We start from the raw sequence: 19,117 nt of genomic DNA, 5'->3' as shown, positions 1-19,117 counted from the left end.
AACCATGCACAAAATCGAAGATATTAAACTCGCCATCGTCGGTCTGGGATACGTGGGCCTGCCGTTAGCGGTCGAGTTTGGAAAACAACGCTCTGTCATCGGATTCGACATCAACCAGTCCCGTGTAGCCGAATTACGGGCTGGTCACGACAGCACACTTGAAGTCAGTGACGCAGAACTCGCCGAAGCTCGTGAGCTCACATACACGACTGACAAGACAGCATTGGCGGGCTGCAACACGTTCGTGGTGACCGTCCCCACGCCCATCGATGATTTCAAGCGTCCGGACCTCACGCCGTTGATCAAAGCCAGCGAGACGATTGGCGCGTCGCTCAAACCGGGTGACATCGTCATCTACGAATCTACCGTTTATCCCGGGGCCACCGAGGAAGATTGCGTTCCGGTGCTCGAGCGAGTTTCCGGACTAAAGTACAACATTGACTTCTTTGCCGGATACAGTCCGGAGCGCATCAATCCTGGCGACAAGGAACATCGTGTAAGCGACATCAAAAAGGTCACGTCCGGTTCGACACCAGAAGTTGCCGACCTCGTCGATGCGCTCTATCGCACCATCATCCGGGCAGGCACTCATAAGGCGACGTCGATCCGCGTGGCCGAAGCGGCAAAAGTAATCGAAAACACGCAACGCGATGTGAACATTGCCCTGATCAACGAGTTGGCTCTCATTTTCAACAAAATGGGAATCGATACTGAAGCAGTGCTCGAAGCAGCCGGAACAAAATGGAATTTTCTGCCTTTCCGGCCCGGGCTGGTTGGCGGCCATTGCATCGGGGTCGATCCCTACTACCTGACTCACAAGGCTCAATCCATCGGCTACCATCCCGAGGTGATTTTGGCCGGCCGCCGGCTGAATGACTCAATGGGTGCATACGCCGCAAGTCAGCTCACCAAGGCTATGACCCGCAATCGCATACATGTTGATGGGTCGCGGGTCCTTATTCTGGGGCTGACATTCAAGGAAAACTGCCCCGACCTCCGCAATACTCGAGTCGTGGACATTATCGCGGAGCTGCGTGACTACAACGTAACCGTCGACGTATACGACCCTTGGGTAGAATCTGAAGAAGCAAAGCGCGAATATGGCATTCTTCCCATCGAGATCCTTGCCGAAGGAATCTATGATGGCATCATAATCGCGGTTTCCCATAAGCAGTTCTTTGAAATGGGGGCTGCGGCCATTCGCAAACTCGGCAAAACCACCGGTCACGTCCTCTACGACCTGAAGCACGTGCTCGCGGCTGAAGCGTCCGATTTGCGACTGTGACGGAAGAAAGAGGCGCGCCCCTGCAATGGGCAGCGCCCTTTTATCTACTGCGGGTAAGGCATGTCGCCAAAGAGTCTACGATTTCTCTCCAAATATTGGGTTCAGCCGGGCTTCAAGTGGCATTCCCCATACCATAAGCTCGCTCATAGCGTCACTAGCAGCTCAAGCTGCCCGGCCGTGCACCTGTTGCTCGACTACGGATTCCTGGCAAGGGCATCAGCATATCGCGAGACGCATACGCAGTTATTCTCGCTTGCGTCACTAGGCAAGCTCGAGTACATGCGCGGCAATAACTTGGAGGCGATCGAATATTTACGGCAGGCGCTCCAAGCAGAACCATCCACGCCCAAAGAGATCGACCGCGCTGTAAAGTTGCTAACTCGCTTGTCGCCCTGCGATGTAATTTCTTGGGCTAAAGACGGTAGCCATTCACGCCTATCCCTCCAGATACAAGCGGCACGGGATGCCGAGGCCTGCTTCCTTCCGGACGCCAAAGGCGATGAGCATCTGCTTAATGCGAACGCCCAACTCTCCATCTCAGGCAAAACAACCTCACTGAATGCCTATTGGCGCGAAATGGGGCTATCCGAGGTATGTTCACAAGGAGGTTCGGACCCCTTCGATATAAGATGTTTTGTGCCAACGGGAAAAACTGTCGACGCAACGCCTATCGTTTCGGTGGTCATGACTGTCCACAATGGGGAACGTTATCTCCTTGCGGCCGCCCTATCCATCCTGGAGCAAAACAATGTTCCGCTCGAGCTAATCATCATTGATGACGCGAGCAATGATGGCACGTGGAGCATAATCAACGCACTGCAACGCCGATTTCCCGGCAGAATCATCTCCGAGCGTCTCCCGATGAACGTCGGAACATACAGGGCAAAAAACCTGGGCTTGACCCTGTGCACGCGGGAGTTCGTTGCGTTCCAAGATGCCGATGATTGGTCTCACCCTGCCCGGCTTGCAACCGCCCTCGAATGGCTGAAGGCAAGCCCACGCCGCATCGCCACGACCTCCAGGTATGTGAGATTGAGCGAGGACGGAAAATTCTATTCACCGGCCCGTTGGCCAATTCGGCAATGGTCACCCAACACCCTCGTTTTTCGTCGCGAACCGGTGCTTCGAGCGATAGGACATTTTGACGAAGTCAAAGTGGGTGCCGACACCAGTTTTTTTGAGGCGCTACGCGCCCATTTCGGCGACCATAGGCTGAATTTTCAGCAAGAGGTAAATCTGGTAGCGATGGGACGCTCCACTTCTCTCATGCACGGCTCAATCACCGGCATTGATGAGTACGGCTATTCCGCAGCACGCATAAATTATCGAGAATACGCGGCAGAGCGTATTCTCCAAAAAATTGTCGGAATTTAAGTGAAGAGTGGCATAGAAAAAGGGAGTATCTTCCGCCGTCCTTGGCCCTACACGCACTCTCCCCATAAAAAACGATCGTGCACATCGTTCTGTACCCGGAATTAGGACTGTAGCGAGCAGGCCGGCGCGACTGGGCAATAGGCTAAAAGTCGCGGAGCCGCTTGCTTGTATCCAGAAATTCTTTCCAACTCATTCGCGAGTTCTTGCATCCATCCATAGCAGCGAACCATGTAAGCTATTCAATAGTCGAATGCTGCCCATCGTGGAAGGCGCAGATTTGAGCATCAGCGATAATTCAGTCATGTCAAACACTGATCGTAAATCCTCGTCCTCCACTATCTCCATCAACTCCCGTACGCGGTCACGTATCAAATGGCGGCTCGCCCATTGTCGCGGCGATACCCGGACCTTTTTCGCTGCCTCCAAATCTGACTTTGTCAACCGAGGAAACGCATCTTCCCTACATAGAGGGTCGGACCATTCCCTTCCCTCGCCATACGGTCCGTCGATCCAGGGAGAACCCGCAAGCACCGGCCCGGCAGTGGAATTCATCATCGGCACGGGCCGAATAGCCCTATAAGCATCACATATCACCTCGCGCCCATACCGGTGTTGCAGCAATTGCGGCCGGACCTTGAACATAATGTCCAGCCCAAGAAAATTACTTATCCTTTGATCGCGCGCCTGGTTCAATCCAACGGCCGCACCGGCCAATGAATAAAGCGGATCAAATTTATAACACACGTCAGACCAGAGGCGGGCGCCGAGGCCTACCCAATATCTGTTTCTGTTGGCTAGATAATAGTAATCGAGCAGAGCGTTTGGCTTTATACCAAAATCACTGCCTCGGGCCAAATGCTTCTTAAACTCGTCATGGAGATATAACGAGAAATCCTTCTTCATCAAAGGAGCAGAACGTTCCGGGTTAACCTTGCGGCCGACCCATGATATTCGTTCAAATTGCTCTGCGGTCGACATTCCTTCCGCAACGAAGCGCACATCAAAAAAAGAACGAAGAATTTCCCCGTACCCTCCGCTGAGCAGAATAGATCCGTCATGAAAATTTCTTTCATGCGGGCCAACACTGATCATTCCCTCCGAATAATCGAGTGGGGCTCGGATACGAAACTCATGGCCACGCGGATTAGAAGAAAAGCCATACCCGGGGTAGTGCGACATTCGCAGCCCTTCTGCTTGAGCCAGTTCTTGAGCGACTGCCACATCCAGGCTATTCGTACCACCGGTGGTGTGCCATGTAAACGCGTCTTTCGCCCCGTGGTGCAAAATTGTAGCCAATACAAGGCGAGAATCAAACCCAGCAGTCAAATGAGCTACTTTTCTATGCGAAGGTGCGCTTATCGCAGCTTGAGTATTCATTAATATGTCGTTGGCGACGAAGTCTGCCCCCTCCAGACCAGCCGGTGTATCGTTGAATACATCCCTCGCCCAATTATAGGGCCGGACCTTACATTCCTCAGAGGAAATAGAAAAGTGGGAAAAATTCGGCAAAACTCGAATTTCGTCATACGGAGTGTGGATTAAACCAGCATTTCCTACAAATGCCATCTCGACTGCATACTTTATAGACAACGTCAGAGACTGTCCGAGATCTCTCAAGCGTGCTACCAAGGCGCCAAGATCCGAAGATGCTGCAGAGATCCCATTTCCTTGATAATAGAATACGAGTGCAGCGCCAAACGGATCAGGGACCAGATACACGGCCCGAGTCAGCGCATCCCACGCATACAAACACAGCGAGCCTCTGATGGAGCGGGCCGCATCCACGACACCCTCGGTCCGCCCCTCCAGTACTTCATTGGCATCATTCGTGTGCCTGACGAACTTGCCTGCCAATACCCCGCATCCTCCTACGGCGAATATCGCGCTCTTTGCGGGGTCAATTTGACAATCCCCATCGACATAAACACGGGGGACCACGCAATGCTCGTCCTTTATTGGCGACAAAGTCCAAACCACCACCGGTGCCGCGCCCTTCCGACTTCGTTTGCCCAATAAAGCCATATTAAAATCCTAAACCAACTCGTTTACCAACGAATTGATCAATTGAAAACAATAAGATTTCCGTTAATCGACAGATCTGGAATGAACGAACGACACGCAAGTGGTAACGACGCCAATTTAATGAAAAAATGGTATGACGCGCGCACTCATCTCGTCGAATGTCAGAGGAGTATGACCAGTCGAGTCTACTGCTGCAGATATGACCTCAACGCGCAAATTATTTTCTGCGTCTAGCGATACGCCACCCTGCAGGTAGCCCACGTGAGCCTCATAGTGATGAGCGTCAGACTCCTTAATAACCAGCAGCCCCTTTGGAATATGATTGGTCTTCTTTATAAGCTCCACGACGTCCAATTGAGGTAGATATTTGTCTTCCACATCGCTAATCGTAGGTACGCCAAAACTAACTTGCGCTAACCTATTCATGTGAGAAGTCCACATGTATTTTGGGAGTGACACTTGGGGATTCTCAGAGAATACGCGACATTTCTCAGCATCAAAGCCCAGTGATGGAGCAAGCGTTCCCGCTTGCAGCGCAAGAAACCCGCCCAACGACGAGCCGCAAAACACAATCCTGCTGTATCCAAACTTCTGCTGCAGTTGCAGAATATGCGCAAGTGTTCTTGGGAGAATCCAATCATCCCTTTTACCCTGACACCAAGCACCAAGCATTTCCTGGTGCAAAAACAATGTCGGATCCGAAACGCAGATCACATCAGCATTCTCAAAATTCTTGGCCCACGACCAACGGTGAAAACTCGGGACGTGCCGCTTCCCTCGCACTAGCGCAGATGGGAAGAATACCAAAAGATTTTTCGCGCCAATTCCATGGAAAAAATAGTCGAATCGCCATCCATTTTCGGAGAAGTTGCAAACCACGCTCGGAGCATTTCGGTCGATAGTGATGTTGCCCAGTGATCCGACAACCCTTGCCTCAGTAAGACTATTCAATTCTCACACCTATCATTGTTAGCAGCCGGCGGGCCGGCAACCCTTTCTGCAACTTCGCATCCGTTATCTCAACGAAGCCGCGGGAATATCTTGGATACATTCAAATTATCAGGAAATATTGGAAGAGACTTTCGAAGCAGTGACTCAACGTCACGTTCCTGTTTTTCCAGAACGCGAAGAATAGACTTATAGCCCCAAGGCGCGCCCTGCTTCAACTCCTGGACTATGTATTTTTCTTTGTCCTTAAACTCGCCAAACAGCGTGGAGTTATCTTCCGGCATCTCATTTTCAAGAAGCCAGCCCGCATGGCGTGCGACACATAGCATCGGAATCTGGCGCGCCAGCGCCTCATTTGCAAAGTAAATATCGACCATCCCCCCCATCTTCCACTTCGCCGGCTCTATGGACTGGAAAATGGATGAATGGAAAGCAACGGTACCCGTCCCAAGATTGTTCACGATCCTGGGCTGACTGAGATCATCCTTGAAATGATAGATGAATCGCCTACGGAAGTACTTCTCCGCCGATTCTTCGTACACCACCCCGTGCAGGCCGACTACAACCTTCTTCTTGTAGGCGACAATATCAGCAATGAGGGCTCGTACATAATCAAAGGGGTAAATCAAATCATCGTCGCAGGTAAAGTAGAAAAATTCACCTTTTTCTTTCAACTTGTTGAAATTAATGAATTTTGCGTTATCTCTATAGTCGATGTCAAAATTTTTTGAATGACTTACAGTAATTTTGATGTTGTCAGCCAAAAAATCCGGAGTTTCTTCGTATTTGTCCAAATATACAAACAGATGATCGACCTGGGGGAGCAAGCGGCTCACGACGCACTTCAATTGATTTATGCGTTTTGGAATGCTGCAAACCGATGCATAAACCCGCTCGGCTGGAGCGGTAATTGCCGCCACCGACTCCGGATAACGGGCAACCGGCCTTAACGGCGCTGCGGGAAAATTGTTCCGATACCAGAATCGCCTCTTCTTGCTGTCGTCAAAGCGGCTCTTGAATTGCTTTACGTATTCTTTGCGCTCCTTCGAACTCGCCTGTTCTACGGATCCATCCGCATTGAAAGTCAGCATGTCGGCAACCAGCGAGCCCGAACGAAGCTCAGCCAGATAAAGCGTCACATCCAGCTGTCCGATACGATTCTTGCCATACAAGTGCTGGAGACGTTGAAACCATTCATCATCTCCCGCTTTGCGAACGGCATCAAAAAAGCCGATCTCGTCAAACGCTTCCCTGCGCACTGCAAGCGTAATCAGCCCATATTTGGACAACGCGCTGCCCACCGGGACCACGTGACCAGTTTCAGGATTAAACCTGCAATATTTTGTACGCGTAGCCACCAGCGCCTTGTCCTTCAACAAGGGGAGCACTTGGACAGACGCGCGCTCCGGATGCGAATAGTCGTCCGAGTCCTGAAACATGATGATAGAGCCGCGCGCAATTGAAATGGCCGCGTTCTTCGCCAAGTAGGTTCCACTATTGCAATCCAGTCTGAGCACACGCAGGGCCTTCGGAACGCGGCTCGCCAGTTGAACCAACAACTCCCAAGTCCCATCACTGCTACGATCGTCGCAAACTACAACTTCGACATTCGGATAAGACTGATTCAGCAGCGACATGACCGCATTCTCAACGGTCTCAACGGCGTTATGCGACGTCATCACGAACGTCACGAGTGGCAACTCGTCAAGCTTGGTGCCTTCCGGGATCTGCTTCATCCCTTTGAACTGGGCCAGCGATTTGAGTGCAAAGTCCGTTGCCAAAGGCGTAGCCGGTGCCGCCTGCAGCTGCACGGCTGCGGGGATCTCAGCCGCGGGAGCATCGCGCATCGCAGGCGGGAACTCCGGCACCGCTATCGATGCGATGGGCATCGCTAGATGTTGCTTACAAAGCTCCACATTGGCCGCAAACAGGTGGGCTCCGTACGATTCCCCCGCTTTCAGATACAACTGAAGCGCCTTTGCGTAATCTTTTCCCTTATAGGCCAATATTGCTTCTTTAGCGAAATTCATAATCAAATACCCATATAAATTCTTAAACCGACCCCGCCTTGCACTTTCAATTTATGCCCAGCCCGATTTTATTTCGGCCTAATACTCATAAAACATGCATCCTTTTCCAGGTTTATCGCTTCAATATCAACCAGGAATCCGGCAGCCTCCGATTCCTCTGCCCATTTTTGCACCACTTCTTTCTCGTCTTCTCTTGAATAATCATCCAGGAGGATATCTATATAAAGGCCAGAAAAACTCTCCAAAATGATCGGTAGAGCCGGATATCTCGCATGAGGCCCGGTCGCAGCTGGGGGACCATCCACTATCACCAATATCCTGGCGTCTGGCTTCGTTACGATGCGACGAGCATCTGCCAATTCACTGCGGCAATTGTAAAAGTCGTACACCGCATTATCCGGTGCCGCGTAAGACTGTAGCGGCGCGTGTACCAATCTCACGCTGTTGTCCAACCCTCTTCGCTTCAGACTGGCCAGCGTCTCTTCGTAGTATTCTTCAGAGTGTTCGAACGCCAGATGTTGCGTAACACCGAGCCCTGCATTTCCATGCAGACGCTCCCTGCTGGAGGCAAGCAGAAGAGTGGACGATCCTGAGCCGAATTCGACGATGACGTCGTACCTATTCCGATCCAGCATATCGAGCATAAATAGCGCGAAGTCAGGACTTATTGGCCAACCGTGGAACGCAGGCAGGTGGGTTCCATGGCGAATGTAATCCTGAATCCCCAGATAGGCTTCAATCTGCTTGGTGGAATTGGAAGTCGCCCCTCTCACCACTCGCTCGATGGCTTTCCGCGTTGATACCAACGCCTTCTCCAACTTATCTTCTCGTGCGACGGCAAGTTTCTCGAGCGCCTGGGAAAGTTCCGTCAACATGTCAGCACTCTTACTTGAACCAAGCCGACTCTTTACGAATTCGTCAATGCCAGCCATCGCAGCCTTAGAGGCATCCACCCTGTCCGAAAGGAGCCTCATCTTCTCCTGTATCGTCTTATCGAGCGCTGGCAACTCCGCGAATAAGCGCTGGAAATCGCCACCCATATTGATTCCCTGTTTTTTTATCTCCTGCAAGATGGAATCAAATTTGGCCTCTTTGTTTAACTCTGCGCGCAAGGAATTGTTAAGCTGACTGTTTTCAAGCCGCGCTCGCTCAAGGTCTTCCTCGATAGTCCGACGATCCGAGTCCGCTTGGTCCAATGCCGTCTGCATATCAGTGACGGAATGCGAGAGGCGATCGATCTTTTGTAAGTATTCGATCTCGCGCTGGTCAGAAACCCCTTGTGCCGCCTCCCCTCTCGCGACCTCTGTCTCATACGCCGAACGCCAATTCCGTACAAAGAAGAGATGCTGTATACCGGGATGCAACTCAGTGCATGCCACGCGGCGGGCAAACCCTATCGGTGCGAGCAAAGCTTCGATGGCGTCACCGGAGCATGTCCATGCAGTGCGTTCCATCTCGAAATTGGTGGCGCGCACTTCAATAACATCGAATTGGCCTGCGCGATCGCCAAGGCCACGGAGTATATCTACGCCAGGCAGACAGTCCACGGTTAGCCAGTTGAAGCACACGCCGGATAACTCTTCCTCCGCCAACACGTCTTCGAGCGTCCTGCCGCATACGTGGCGACTATCCTGCTGGTGAAGATTTGGCCACAGAGCTGTCAGCTCCGCAGGATCCACCAGGCCGCTTTCGCGAGAACTGGAGGCCTCAAATAGAATATGTTGATCCGAGTTCGGCCCAACCAACATGTGCCGCGCGTGCCAATTCGGATTACGAGAAATTGCACGCGTTAACTGCAAGAACGTGCGGCCGACGGCCTCGATCGCCACCAGATGCGGAACGTCACGCGTCTCGTCGAATGCCGAGCCCGCACCTGCGCCGACGTACAGCCATCCCGTTACCGGGAAAAACGTACGCAGTTGGCTGCGGACAGTATTAACCGCGAGCTGTTCCCTCAAAACCATCCCCTTTTTTTGTAATACCGTATGTCCGAGATCATCCGCGAGTGCTAGTACTTGGCACCACGGTCCCGTTCAAATTCTTTTATTGCGCGCTTCAATGCGAACGGTAGCTTTATCCAACCGGTGGCGGAACCGGAATTTTCCAGATACGCAACGCCCAGTCTGTAGGAGAGATGTTGAGTCACCCGCGCCGCCTCATGTGCGTCGCTATAACTGGAAATCGGCGGCAAGAGGATTTCCTTGTTCAGATCCTGCTCGGCGCGGTAATCCAATTTAACTTGGCGAAGTGCGCCCAACATGCCCAGTTGTCCGCGCAGGGATTTTGATTGCTGGATCATCTTCGCACCAAGCCGGTATGCCAACTCTCGCTTGATTCGATCAGCAGCGCCGCGGAGAACCGGTTGTTTTGTTTGCTCTTCCTTCAGCTTTTTGATTGTTGCAAAATTTCTTTCCACCTCTTCTTGAACCGCATGCAGCTGTTCAAGCAAAAGCGTGTTGCTGTGCTCCAATCGAACATTATTTTGCTGCAGCAGTCCGCTGCTGTGCTGAAGTTTTTCGGCGGTACGCTTCCACTCTGCCTCGACAGTCGCTTTCTCCACCGTCAATGCGTCAATCGTAGATTGCAGTTGCACCCTTCCCAAGGACAGCTGTTCATTGACGGTACGCAGCGCGCTTTCGGAGACTTCGAGGTGCTCGATCCTTTCCGCGAGGCTTTTTATCTTCTCCTGCTCCTCCGCCTGCGCTGCCTCAGCTGCATTCGTCAGGTACTGGATGCGGGTACTGAGTGCTTCCGCTCGTGCCGCTTGTTCGAACTGGGCTGTCTTTAGCATATCGGCCAGCCGGCCGGCACGACTTTTCACTCCGCGAAACTGCACCAATGCCGCCTTTATATCAACCGCCATCTCGGAATCGTGGTTGGCCGGCAAATTGGCGCAGGCTTGCATTTCCTCATACAGTTGACATACGTCCGGATACTCATTCAGCAGCTGCTGAACGAGATAGTTCTCCAATGCGTCATTGCCCGCGCCATATTCCGCAACGCTGGGGATTGACGATCCCGCGACGTGAGCGATAACGCTCTCCGCATGTTCCTCGGCATCTGCCAACTCCGCCCTCGGCTCCAGCAGATCGACCCGGTGTCCAGATTGCTCGCGCTCATCGAAACCCTCCGGAACATACTTGGCCGGCGGCTCATTCAAAGGAGCATCCAAGCGTGTACGCAACTGCTGCACGTATGTATGGACAGATGACAATGCCTCATCGGCATGCACCAGCACACTGCGATCGCGATTGAAATTGTGGAACCTTAGAATGGTTGAATTTACCGCGCACCAGTTCGCCAACAGCTTTTCAACCGTGGTGGCATCCACATCTCCGGATTCGAGCAGTTCCTTTTTTATGGCGGCACTCGGATCCGAATAGACAAGCACGAACTTCATCGTCGGATCTACATCTTTCCAGTAGTCGAGAAGACGTGCCGCGTTGGGGTCTGACCACCCCCAGAAGCTCTGATCTATGTTCCCCAGGATCAAATCCAGAACTAAGCCGTTCCAGATGGGACCGGGCGCAATCGGAGACAATACGCTGAGCGTCGAATCGTGACTATTCTTCGACACATTCCCTTTGAGTATCGAATCATTAATCTGCTGAGGACTCATGCCTTCTTGACGGCTGGGCAAAGGCGCGGCCATGCCACACTGGTTCAACAGGTTCTCAATATCCTCGCAAGGAGTCGAGGGATGGCCAACAATAAGGAGCTTGTTCATAAAGATTTGATCCCGGCAATTCTCGTGTGGTCGTCGAGCAAATGAACGACCAAAAATATCGCGTGAAAAGGCAGCTCATCCTAAAGCGCGGTGTACGCAGCTATGCCCTCTTCCACATTGTCAAACTGTTCGACTTTTCCGTTATTCAACAGCAGAACGATGTCACATAGCGAACGGACCTGCGTCATGCCGTGCGTGACCAGGAGAAGGTTGGCTCTATGCGTCCTTTTGCTGAACTCGATAGTCGCCTTCTTCTTGAAACTTGCATCACCTACCGACATGGCCTCATCAACCAGATAATAATCAAAATCAAATGCCATGCTTAACCCGAACGCCAACCGCCCTCGCATGCCCGACGAATACGTATTCACCGGTTGGTCAAAGTACTCGCCGAGCTCGGCAAAGTCCTCTACATACTTCACCACCTCTGCCATGCGTTCTCGTTCAGCGCCATACACACGCGCCACAAACTTGACATTCTGACGACCTGTCATCGAGCCCTGAAACCCGCCGCTCAAACCGACCGGCCACGAAATTGTATTTGTCGTTATTATTTTTCCCGAATCAGGCGAGTCTTGCCCCCCCAAAAGTCGCATAAGCGTGGACTTGCCGGCACCATTCCTCCCAATGATCGCAACATTCTTGTCGGGCGGAATAACGAAGGACAAATCCCGAAAAACGTATTTCCTCCCCCGGGGGGTTCGGTACGATTTGCTGACGGAGCGTAATTCGATCATATTGCTTGCAACTGTTCTCGCCGGAATCTGTAGAGGGTGATTCCGACAAATAGCGTTACCAAAGCCGCTGAGGCGGCATAAGTAATACTGACGCCATTGATTTTTGGATAATGCAGGAAAGTCGCCTCTCTCACCCCATCGACCAAGTGCAAGAGCGGGTTCCACCATAACCATTCACGAAACTTGGCCGGGATCACCCAAAGCGGCACGATGACGCAAGACATGAAGTAGAGAGGCATGAAAAGTATTTTTATGAAGCTCTTCAGTTCTGGCAACGCCTCACCAATCACGCAGAAGATCAATGCCAACCCGGTGGAGAACATGATTCCCGTCAGGAACACAGCAATCCACTTCAAAGGATAGTGGATTGCTACGTCGTAACCAAGCCAGAATCCCAAGACAAAATTAATCGCGATATAAACGCAGGCCATCAGGGCGCATTCGACGATCACCCTGGCGATTATCGTGTCAAACGGTTTTATCTGACGATATGCAAACAACGCTTTATTTGCCGCGACGGCTTCCATCCCCTTTAGGGCTATATTCTTAAAGAGAATGAACGGAATTATGCCCGTGACCAGAAACATCGGCAGCGGGGGGCCGTAGTGTGTTTCACCCCTTACCAGGGTAAATATTGTCAACAGCACAATAATATGCGCGAGCGGCTCAAACACGAACCAAAACGCACCCAACCGGTTTGCTCCGAACTTTCCCCGCACCTCTCTGATTACCAGAGCGAACAGGACCGATCGTAGAATTTTGAAGGGCCTTCTCTTCTGCATGAAATTCGCGCTTGCTGGAGCTTAACTAAAAAGACTCAATCGTTCGGCCCAACACCAGAACCTGAACGATCGGGGAAATGATCTTCTGCCACTCATAGACTGCGGCGTTCGTTACGTAGATCGCATCCTCGGGTTGTATGAGAAATTGTCGGGCCAAAAACATTGCCGCGGGTTCCTTCAAGTTCAACCGAAACACTTCCGCCTTGGGCGATATCTCTCCCGTTTCCGGATTTTTTTCGTCGATCAATCTGAAAACGAATACGCCCGCCGCATCCGCCTTTACCTCGCTCAGGCCCTTTACCGATCCAAGCACTTCCAAGAGGCTGGGATTGTTGGACGGAAGGTCATGGAGGCCCGGATCTCCGACAGCGCCCATGGCGACAAATCGCTTGCGTGCGCGTTCCAGCACGACCTCGGCGCCCGGCGGTACCACTTGGTTCTTGCCTGACAGCAGATCCTGATAATTGAATTCATATGACTTCTTCCCCGTGCGAACGACCACACGGATGAGATGTGGTTCAAGCAACGGTCCGCCTGCACGGTTAATGGCGTCCAAGAGGGTCAGGGGACCTTCCAGGGCCGAAAAACGACCGGGCGCCTTCACCGCCCCTGCAACGAGTACGGAACCCGAGAGATCGCCAGTGAGGCCGACTTGCACTTGAGCATCCGTCGTCACCCCTTTCAGCTTCTTGCGGATCAGCGTCTCAACCTCGAGCGGGCTCTTTCCGGCAACGGTCTGCCGGCCGATGTATGGCAGCGAGATCGTTCCCTGACTGTCGACTCTCACGTTGTCGAACACAGTTCCACCGGTAGCAAGCGGAGCAAACACAGCCCCTTCCACGACACTCTCGGCGATCATCACCCTGAGCACGTCTCCGGGCACCAATCTCACCTCCGGCACCTTCGGCAATGCGACAGAGACCTCCAGGTCGGTCTCACGAGGCCTCATGTATGGCGCGATAGTCTCTGCCGTCAGATCTACCAACGTGTAGTTTTGCGCCTCGTCGCTGTTCATCACGGCATAACGCGAGGGCCCCGCGGAGGAAAGCAGACTACCGCATCCTGCAAGAACGAGTGGCAGACATAGCGCGGCAACGCGGAGAGTAAAACGAGTTTTTCTGGTTTTCATAAGATCGATGTTAAATATCAATCACGGTGATCTTCGATCGTGGCGATCACAAAACGCGCAATTCCGTAGAACAAAAGCAACGCAATAAGTAGCGTTACCAAGTTATATATGCGTTCGGGGTAGATTGCCTTGTCCGGCATATTGGGCGACACGATCGTTACCAAGCTCCGTAGCTTTTTGCTGGCCTCGATGCGCGCGGATTCGACGGAGCTCACCGCGAACTTGTATGTCTCTTCCGCAATCGCGGCATCAATGGAGAGATTGCGATACAACGAGGCCACGACGTTCAGCTTGTCGCCGCCTTTCTGTGACAGCAGGCGCCGGCTTTCTGCTGCGAGTTGCTGCTCCATGGCGCTGATACGATTGCGCTGCTGACGAACTTGCGGCGTACTCGAGTCGAGCGTCGCGAGCATCCCCTTGAGGGTAGTTCGCTCTTTAGTAAGATTTGCCTCCAGTTCTGCAATCACGTCCGCGCGCGCTTTTGCCGCTGCCTCGGCATCCAACAGGTTATTGCTGCTTTGAAATGCGAGCATTGCCTCTCGGCGCTCTTCATAGTTTTGGCGAGCTTTTGCCAATTCCCCCTGCGCAAACGCCATCTGATCACGGGCCATACGGTGCGACAGCTCATTCACGAATCGCTCGCTCTCACTCAGCATTACCCGCAACGTCTGCTCGGCAAAGTCAGGATCGAAAGACTGAACTTCAACGCTCAGCAAGCCCGTTTGCTCATCAAAATGCGCGACAACCATACGCTGATAGAATTTCAGCAACTCTTCACGCGCTGCATCCGCAAACAGCCAGTACAAGGGATCGCGCCAGCGTTCAGAATAGTGCTCCGACCAATTGAGTTTTTCTTGGAGCACGTTCAGCATATCCTGCGACGTGAGGAATTCACGTAGATATAGCGTTTCTTCCCGAGACGTCGGATTCAATCCACTGAGCATTACAGCCAGCCCGGGAATTTGTGGGGTTTCGTTATTACCCACTTGGCGCACGGCAACTTGCGCCACGCTGACATAACGATCCAGAGCGAAGAAACTGTAATAGACAAGGGCCAGCAACATCGGTATAGCCACCAGGCACACCGCAAGGCGTTTCGACTTAATCTTTTCGAAGTTGATCATCTAATAATGTTGAAAGCCTACAAAATCATGCAATGAATGCATCAATATTGCAGCTTCTCCCTCTTTTTCCATGTAATTACGGTATGGCGCGACGATTGTACGGTACTGTCTTGGTAAATCGTTACGAACACGACGACCAACGCCTTAGAAGTTATTAATTTTATTTCTTTATGTGTATGAATGTATCTTTCTGGGCTAATCGAAATTGACTGCAAAGGGGAACGTGCCCTGTTTGCGTAGCAAGTTCGTAGTTGATAGATACGTGTACACAAGATCGGCAACACTGCAATCTTGAGGCGGCACCCCGCCCGCGAATCGGCTAGCTGTGCCCCATATGACGTAATCTGTCGTCCCTTCCGGTGCGCCAATCGTTTTGTAGACTGACGGCATGATCGGTACGTGGTCCCCGAACAGGCAAAGTAGCGCTGGCGCGCGGCGTTCCAAAACTCTGGTCCGGAGGTACCCCAGCATTTCATCCGCGTTGCGCAAGTGTCGGGCATAGGCAACCAAGTCCCGACACGCTACAGGCAATGGGCCCTCAAGGACGTCCGCCACATTGGTCGGATCGACGTGCTCCCAATGCAAGGGGCCGTGGTTCTCCATGGTGATCACGTGGACATACAACGGCCTGTCGGATCGCTCCTGGAGCATTCGTACGACGTACTCCCCCAGCGCCCTGTCCCCGACATACGGTCCGTCCCTTTGGGCGTCTTGAAACGCTTCGATACCGATGAACTCGTCGAATCCAAGCAGTGGCAACACCTTGTCTCGCCGGTAAAAACTACGGTGGTACGGATGTACACACACCGTGCGATAGCCAAGCGATTTCAAATATGACGCGACGGTTGGCATCCCCTGCCCCGCCAGCTTGCGATACGGGTTGTATTGATGGATGCCCAGCGCCTCCGGGCCCATCCCGCTAAGAAACGCGAATTCTGTGCGCACCGTGTTCGCGCCCCATGCCGCCACTTTCAACTGGCCGTGCGCGACGGCTTCCGATTTGAGCAAGTCGAAATTGGCCAGGATGTCCTGGCGCAGCAGGTCCGGGTATGCGCGTCGCGCGTCGAAGAAGGACTCGCTCTGTATAACGATGAGGTCGGGCAGAGGGTCCGGCAGGACCTTCGGAGCTTGGACATTGGCAAACGGGGCTTGGGCGCGCAGCTCGGAGCTGGATTGACGCTCGCTACGGCCATATGCCCAGAGCGCAGCCATCAATCCGAGCCGCTGCAGATCGTCCGATGCGTGGAATGCAACAAGAATTCGTCTACCTGCGGTGATGGCCAGCACCAGGCCGCTAGCCGCCAACGCGAAGGTATGGGCAAAGAACGGCACAACGGGGGCCGTGGGGTCGAACATGTGCTCCTGCGGCAATTCTGCAAACGACACCAGCCAGATTCCCGCCCCGGCAGTGACCGAATCTTCCAATGCCAGCCCTGCCCACAATGCAGCGCCGTACCCGCCCCCCGCGGCCAATGCCCGCATCAAACCGAAGAACGGCAAATACAGCCGAGGGTGCTTGATGGCGTCGGTGAAATATTCAAAATCTGGATAAACAAAGGGTTCGCGCAAAGCGTGGTACTTGGCGTTGCTGACCAGCACAATCAACAGTTGGATCGCCAGCACGTTGGCTACGCCAAAGTACGGCCGCCGGAAAAGAGCAAGTTCCAGCGCGAACGCCAACGTCCACACACCCACGTGCACGCCCAGAGCGGCGGCGGGTCGGCGCCATGGCGCCACGGGCCGGGGCGTCAGCAGGATTTCGATTGCCCACGACAGCACCAATCCGATCAGGTAAGGCGGAAGCAGCGGGATCCAGAACGCGTCAATCACCGTAGCCCAGCCTTTTCAGTATCCAACCGGATACCGCGGGGTGGATGACCGACAGCAGGAAGCAACCCAGGTTCAACGGGAACGGGAAGCTGATACGCGCACGGTTGGCCTGCAGGCCGCGCCGGATGACGCGGGCGGCCTTGTCGGCCTTCCACAGAAATGGCTTGGGGCCGGGCATGTCGAAGCACATCTGGGATTCGACGTAGCCGGGCATGATGACGTTAAAGCGTATGCCCTCGTCGCTCAGGGCATCGCGCATGGCTTCGCCGTATACCTTTACGGCGGCTTTGCTGGCGCTGTAGCTGGGCGTTTCAGGCAAGCCGCGCCAGGCGGCCAAAGAACTGATCAGGGCAACCTGGCCATGGCCGCGCTTGCGCATCGCGGGCAGCACGCCGTGCACGGTGGCGAACACTGCTTTGACGTTGACATCGAGCAGGCGATGCACGTCGTGCCAGTCTTCGCCTTGCTGTTGTGGCCCGGTATTGATATTGACGCCCGCATTGGCGATAACGAGCTCCGGCATTTCGGTCTCGCAAACCGCTGCCAGCCAGGCCATCAACGCGTCATGGTCGCGCACGTCCAGGACCTGGGTGAGGACGCGCGCGCCGAGAACCTCGCAGGCGTCTCGCAACTGGCTCAATCTCTCAGCGTTGCGTCCCTGCAGGATGAGTACCTTGGCCCCGGACGCCGCGTACTCCAAGGCCAAGGCGCCGCCGATGCCGCCTGTCGCGCCAGTGATCAGCACACAACGCGGAAAACCGGATTCACGGGCTTCACTGCGATTCATGGCCTGCCTTGTCAGAGGGGACGCGACGCCATGGATTACGACGCAGGCCCAGGGCCTCGCCTATATCCCGGGCGCGCCAATAGAGCGGAACGGTCCGTCCCTTCACGCCCGGCAAACCTTGAATGTCCCAACCGGTCCATGGCAGGAAAGGATTGCGGCGGCCGTACCCCCAGATTTCGATCCGGGTGGAGGCCTGGCGACTTTCGCCGCGCGCATGGAAGCCCGACGTGTCCGCGACGACTAAGGTGTTTTTCTTGACAGCGAAGGCTTGCGGCTCGGGGTAGCCCATGCGGCGCAGCGCCGCCCGCGACACACGTAGCGAGCCGCGGGCGCTCAGCCGGTCGAGCCTGCGGGCGTCGATGGATTGGCGGCGCAGCCACGCGAGTCGACGGCGGTTGACGCGGTGTGATCCGGGCACATAGGTAAAGGGGCCGTCCTCCACGCCTACGTCGCTCAGGAAAAGCCAGGCTTTTACCGTGGGATGGAAAGTGTCGGAATGCAGCTGGAGCTGTGGGTCTGCCCTTCCCTGGCCCGCGCGGGCCTGGATGGTCTGCAGGTAATTCATGGGGTGGCAGCGGAACGACCCAACGTAGCTGAGCAGCCCCAGCCATTGTTTGCCTTGCAGCAGCTGGCGCGTCGCGGGCATGCGCTTGAGCGTGCCCGCGTCCAGCGACATGCGACGGGTGATCGCGTCGCCCTGCTCCATCGCTCGCACCTGACCATTGCACTGCGTCAACTCCCGTTCCACTAAGGCAAAAGTGGCCGGAGGCAGGAAGTCGGACTTCAGAATGAAACCGTTGCGGTCGAAATCCTGACGGTCCTGATCATTGAGCAGGTGCGCCAAGCGTTTGCGCCTGCGGTCGGCCATGCATTGCGCCAGCCGCACGCGGCCGATATGCAGGCCAGCGCGGTTCAGCCGGCGGCTACCTAGAATGGGATTGTCTTTGAAGGATTTGGCTTCGGTCGCCAGCGCCAGCAGCCACACTGGCGCGCACAGCCAGCGCAACCAGTGCGCGGCGGATGAGAAGATGGCAGAAAGTGGCGTCTGAGGCGTTTTCTTGGGCACGTCGCATAGACACGGCCGCCTTTCGGCGGCCATTGTCAGTGTTCAAAAATCCGACCGTTTCCTATTGACACGGAAAACGGTCGGCTATTGTAAGCGAAGTGCAATCTCTTGTTATTTCGGCGGACCCTCCATCATCTGGACGGTCTGTCTGTACCCACCTGCCCGCTGTCAAGCGCTGGCGGGGGCTGTCTCCATACATAGACAGCGCTGCCGCGGAGGCAGATTCCGACGCGGCAGCCGTGGGCGACCATAACCATGACCCAAGAAAAAGGCCGT

General features: G+C 54.0%; 14 protein-coding genes. 2 read left to right on the top strand and 12 right to left on the bottom strand.

Annotated elements, in window-relative coordinates:
• Positions 1–4 precede the first annotated feature (4 nt).
• Together tviB and CEY08_RS11345 are read left to right on the top strand one after the other, a co-directional pair.
• Positions 5–1,285 (top strand): Vi polysaccharide biosynthesis UDP-N-acetylglucosamine C-6 dehydrogenase TviB, encoded by a 1,281-nt coding sequence (tviB, locus tag CEY08_RS11350; RefSeq protein ID WP_076813643.1) that lies wholly within the window; start codon positions 5–7, stop codon positions 1,283–1,285.
• Between the two features lie 177 nt (positions 1,286–1,462).
• Positions 1,463–2,659 carry a glycosyltransferase family 2 protein gene (locus tag CEY08_RS11345; RefSeq protein WP_167380337.1) on the top strand — a complete coding sequence of 399 codons (1,197 nt, stop codon included), beginning with the start codon at positions 1,463–1,465 and terminating at the stop codon, positions 2,657–2,659.
• 189 nt (positions 2,660–2,848) lie between these two features.
• Here CEY08_RS11345 and CEY08_RS29820 read toward each other — a convergent pair whose 3' ends face one another.
• The 12 genes from CEY08_RS29820 to CEY08_RS11295 form a co-directional block, all read right to left on the bottom strand.
• Positions 2,849–4,681: a hypothetical protein gene (locus CEY08_RS29820; protein ID WP_126389617.1), complete on the bottom strand. Its 1,833-nt coding sequence runs from the start codon at positions 4,679–4,681 to the stop codon at positions 2,849–2,851.
• A gap of 117 nt (positions 4,682–4,798) precedes the next feature.
• On the bottom strand, positions 4,799–5,632 hold the full coding sequence (locus CEY08_RS29815) for a hypothetical protein (protein ID WP_126389614.1): 834 nt from the start codon (positions 5,630–5,632) through the stop codon (positions 4,799–4,801).
• Positions 5,633–5,700: 68 nt separating this feature from the next.
• Positions 5,701–7,659 (bottom strand): glycosyltransferase family A protein, encoded by a 1,959-nt coding sequence (locus tag CEY08_RS11340; protein ID WP_076813645.1) that lies wholly within the window; start codon positions 7,657–7,659, stop codon positions 5,701–5,703.
• A gap of 68 nt (positions 7,660–7,727) precedes the next feature.
• Complete coding sequence (locus CEY08_RS11335; RefSeq protein WP_076813647.1) at positions 7,728–9,623, bottom strand: hypothetical protein; 1,896 nt, start codon at positions 9,621–9,623, stop codon at positions 7,728–7,730.
• 44 nt (positions 9,624–9,667) lie between these two features.
• A complete protein-coding gene (locus CEY08_RS11330) occupies positions 9,668–11,386 on the bottom strand; it encodes a coiled-coil domain-containing protein (protein ID WP_076813650.1) in 1,719 nt (572 codons plus the stop codon).
• Between the two features lie 80 nt (positions 11,387–11,466).
• Positions 11,467–12,123, bottom strand: a complete 657-nt coding sequence (locus tag CEY08_RS11325) for an ABC transporter ATP-binding protein (protein ID WP_076813652.1) — start codon at positions 12,121–12,123, stop codon at positions 11,467–11,469.
• Positions 12,120–12,905: an ABC transporter permease gene (locus CEY08_RS11320; RefSeq protein ID WP_076813655.1), complete on the bottom strand. Its 786-nt coding sequence runs from the start codon at positions 12,903–12,905 to the stop codon at positions 12,120–12,122. The genes CEY08_RS11325 and CEY08_RS11320 overlap by 4 nt, the downstream gene beginning before the upstream one ends.
• A 25-nt stretch (positions 12,906–12,930) precedes the next feature.
• Positions 12,931–13,920, bottom strand: coding sequence for a polysaccharide biosynthesis/export family protein (locus CEY08_RS11315; RefSeq protein ID WP_232033882.1), 990 nt, complete (start codon positions 13,918–13,920; stop codon positions 12,931–12,933).
• A gap of 131 nt (positions 13,921–14,051) precedes the next feature.
• Positions 14,052–15,158 (bottom strand): KpsE/RkpR family capsule polysaccharide export protein, encoded by a 1,107-nt coding sequence (locus tag CEY08_RS11310; RefSeq protein ID WP_063640543.1) that lies wholly within the window; start codon positions 15,156–15,158, stop codon positions 14,052–14,054.
• 195 nt (positions 15,159–15,353) lie between these two features.
• A complete protein-coding gene (locus tag CEY08_RS11305) occupies positions 15,354–16,988 on the bottom strand; it encodes an LTA synthase family protein (protein ID WP_088607667.1) in 1,635 nt (544 codons plus the stop codon).
• A complete protein-coding gene (locus CEY08_RS11300; protein ID WP_076813663.1) occupies positions 16,981–17,775 on the bottom strand; it encodes an SDR family NAD(P)-dependent oxidoreductase in 795 nt (264 codons plus the stop codon). Before CEY08_RS11300 ends, CEY08_RS11305 begins: the two co-directional genes overlap by 8 nt.
• Entirely contained in the window at positions 17,762–18,841 is a 1,080-nt protein-coding gene (locus tag CEY08_RS11295) for a phytanoyl-CoA dioxygenase family protein (protein WP_232033854.1), read from the bottom strand. The genes CEY08_RS11300 and CEY08_RS11295 overlap by 14 nt, the downstream gene beginning before the upstream one ends.
• Positions 18,842–19,117 lie beyond the last annotated feature (276 nt).

Source organism: Achromobacter insolitus, from assembly GCF_002209555.1.
GTDB classification, from domain to species: Bacteria; Pseudomonadota; Gammaproteobacteria; order Burkholderiales; family Burkholderiaceae_B; genus Achromobacter; species Achromobacter insolitus.
The sequence above is the reverse complement of the archived record's forward strand: the minus strand, read 5'-3'. Positions and strand labels throughout refer to the sequence as shown.

What these genes read in the sequence shown, in the direction of transcription:
- tviB (WP_076813643.1), top strand. Translation starts at nt 5, where the DNA reads ATGCACAAAATCGAAGATATTAAACTCGCCATCGTCGGTCTGGGATAC.
- CEY08_RS29820 (WP_126389617.1), bottom strand. Translation starts at nt 4,681, where the DNA reads ATGGCTTTATTGGGCAAACGAAGTCGGAAGGGCGCGGCACCGGTGGTG.
- CEY08_RS11340 (WP_076813645.1), bottom strand. Translation starts at nt 7,659, where the DNA reads ATGAATTTCGCTAAAGAAGCAATATTGGCCTATAAGGGAAAAGATTAC.
- CEY08_RS11335 (WP_076813647.1), bottom strand. Translation starts at nt 9,623, where the DNA reads ATGGTTTTGAGGGAACAGCTCGCGGTTAATACTGTCCGCAGCCAACTG.
- CEY08_RS11330 (WP_076813650.1), bottom strand. Translation starts at nt 11,386, where the DNA reads ATGAACAAGCTCCTTATTGTTGGCCATCCCTCGACTCCTTGCGAGGAT.
- CEY08_RS11325 (WP_076813652.1), bottom strand. Translation starts at nt 12,123, where the DNA reads ATGATCGAATTACGCTCCGTCAGCAAATCGTACCGAACCCCCCGGGGG.
- CEY08_RS11320 (WP_076813655.1), bottom strand. Translation starts at nt 12,905, where the DNA reads ATGCAGAAGAGAAGGCCCTTCAAAATTCTACGATCGGTCCTGTTCGCT.
- CEY08_RS11315 (WP_232033882.1), bottom strand. Translation starts at nt 13,920, where the DNA reads ATGAACAGCGACGAGGCGCAAAACTACACGTTGGTAGATCTGACGGCA.
- CEY08_RS11310 (WP_063640543.1), bottom strand. Translation starts at nt 15,158, where the DNA reads ATGATCAACTTCGAAAAGATTAAGTCGAAACGCCTTGCGGTGTGCCTG.
- CEY08_RS11300 (WP_076813663.1), bottom strand. Translation starts at nt 17,775, where the DNA reads ATGAATCGCAGTGAAGCCCGTGAATCCGGTTTTCCGCGTTGTGTGCTG.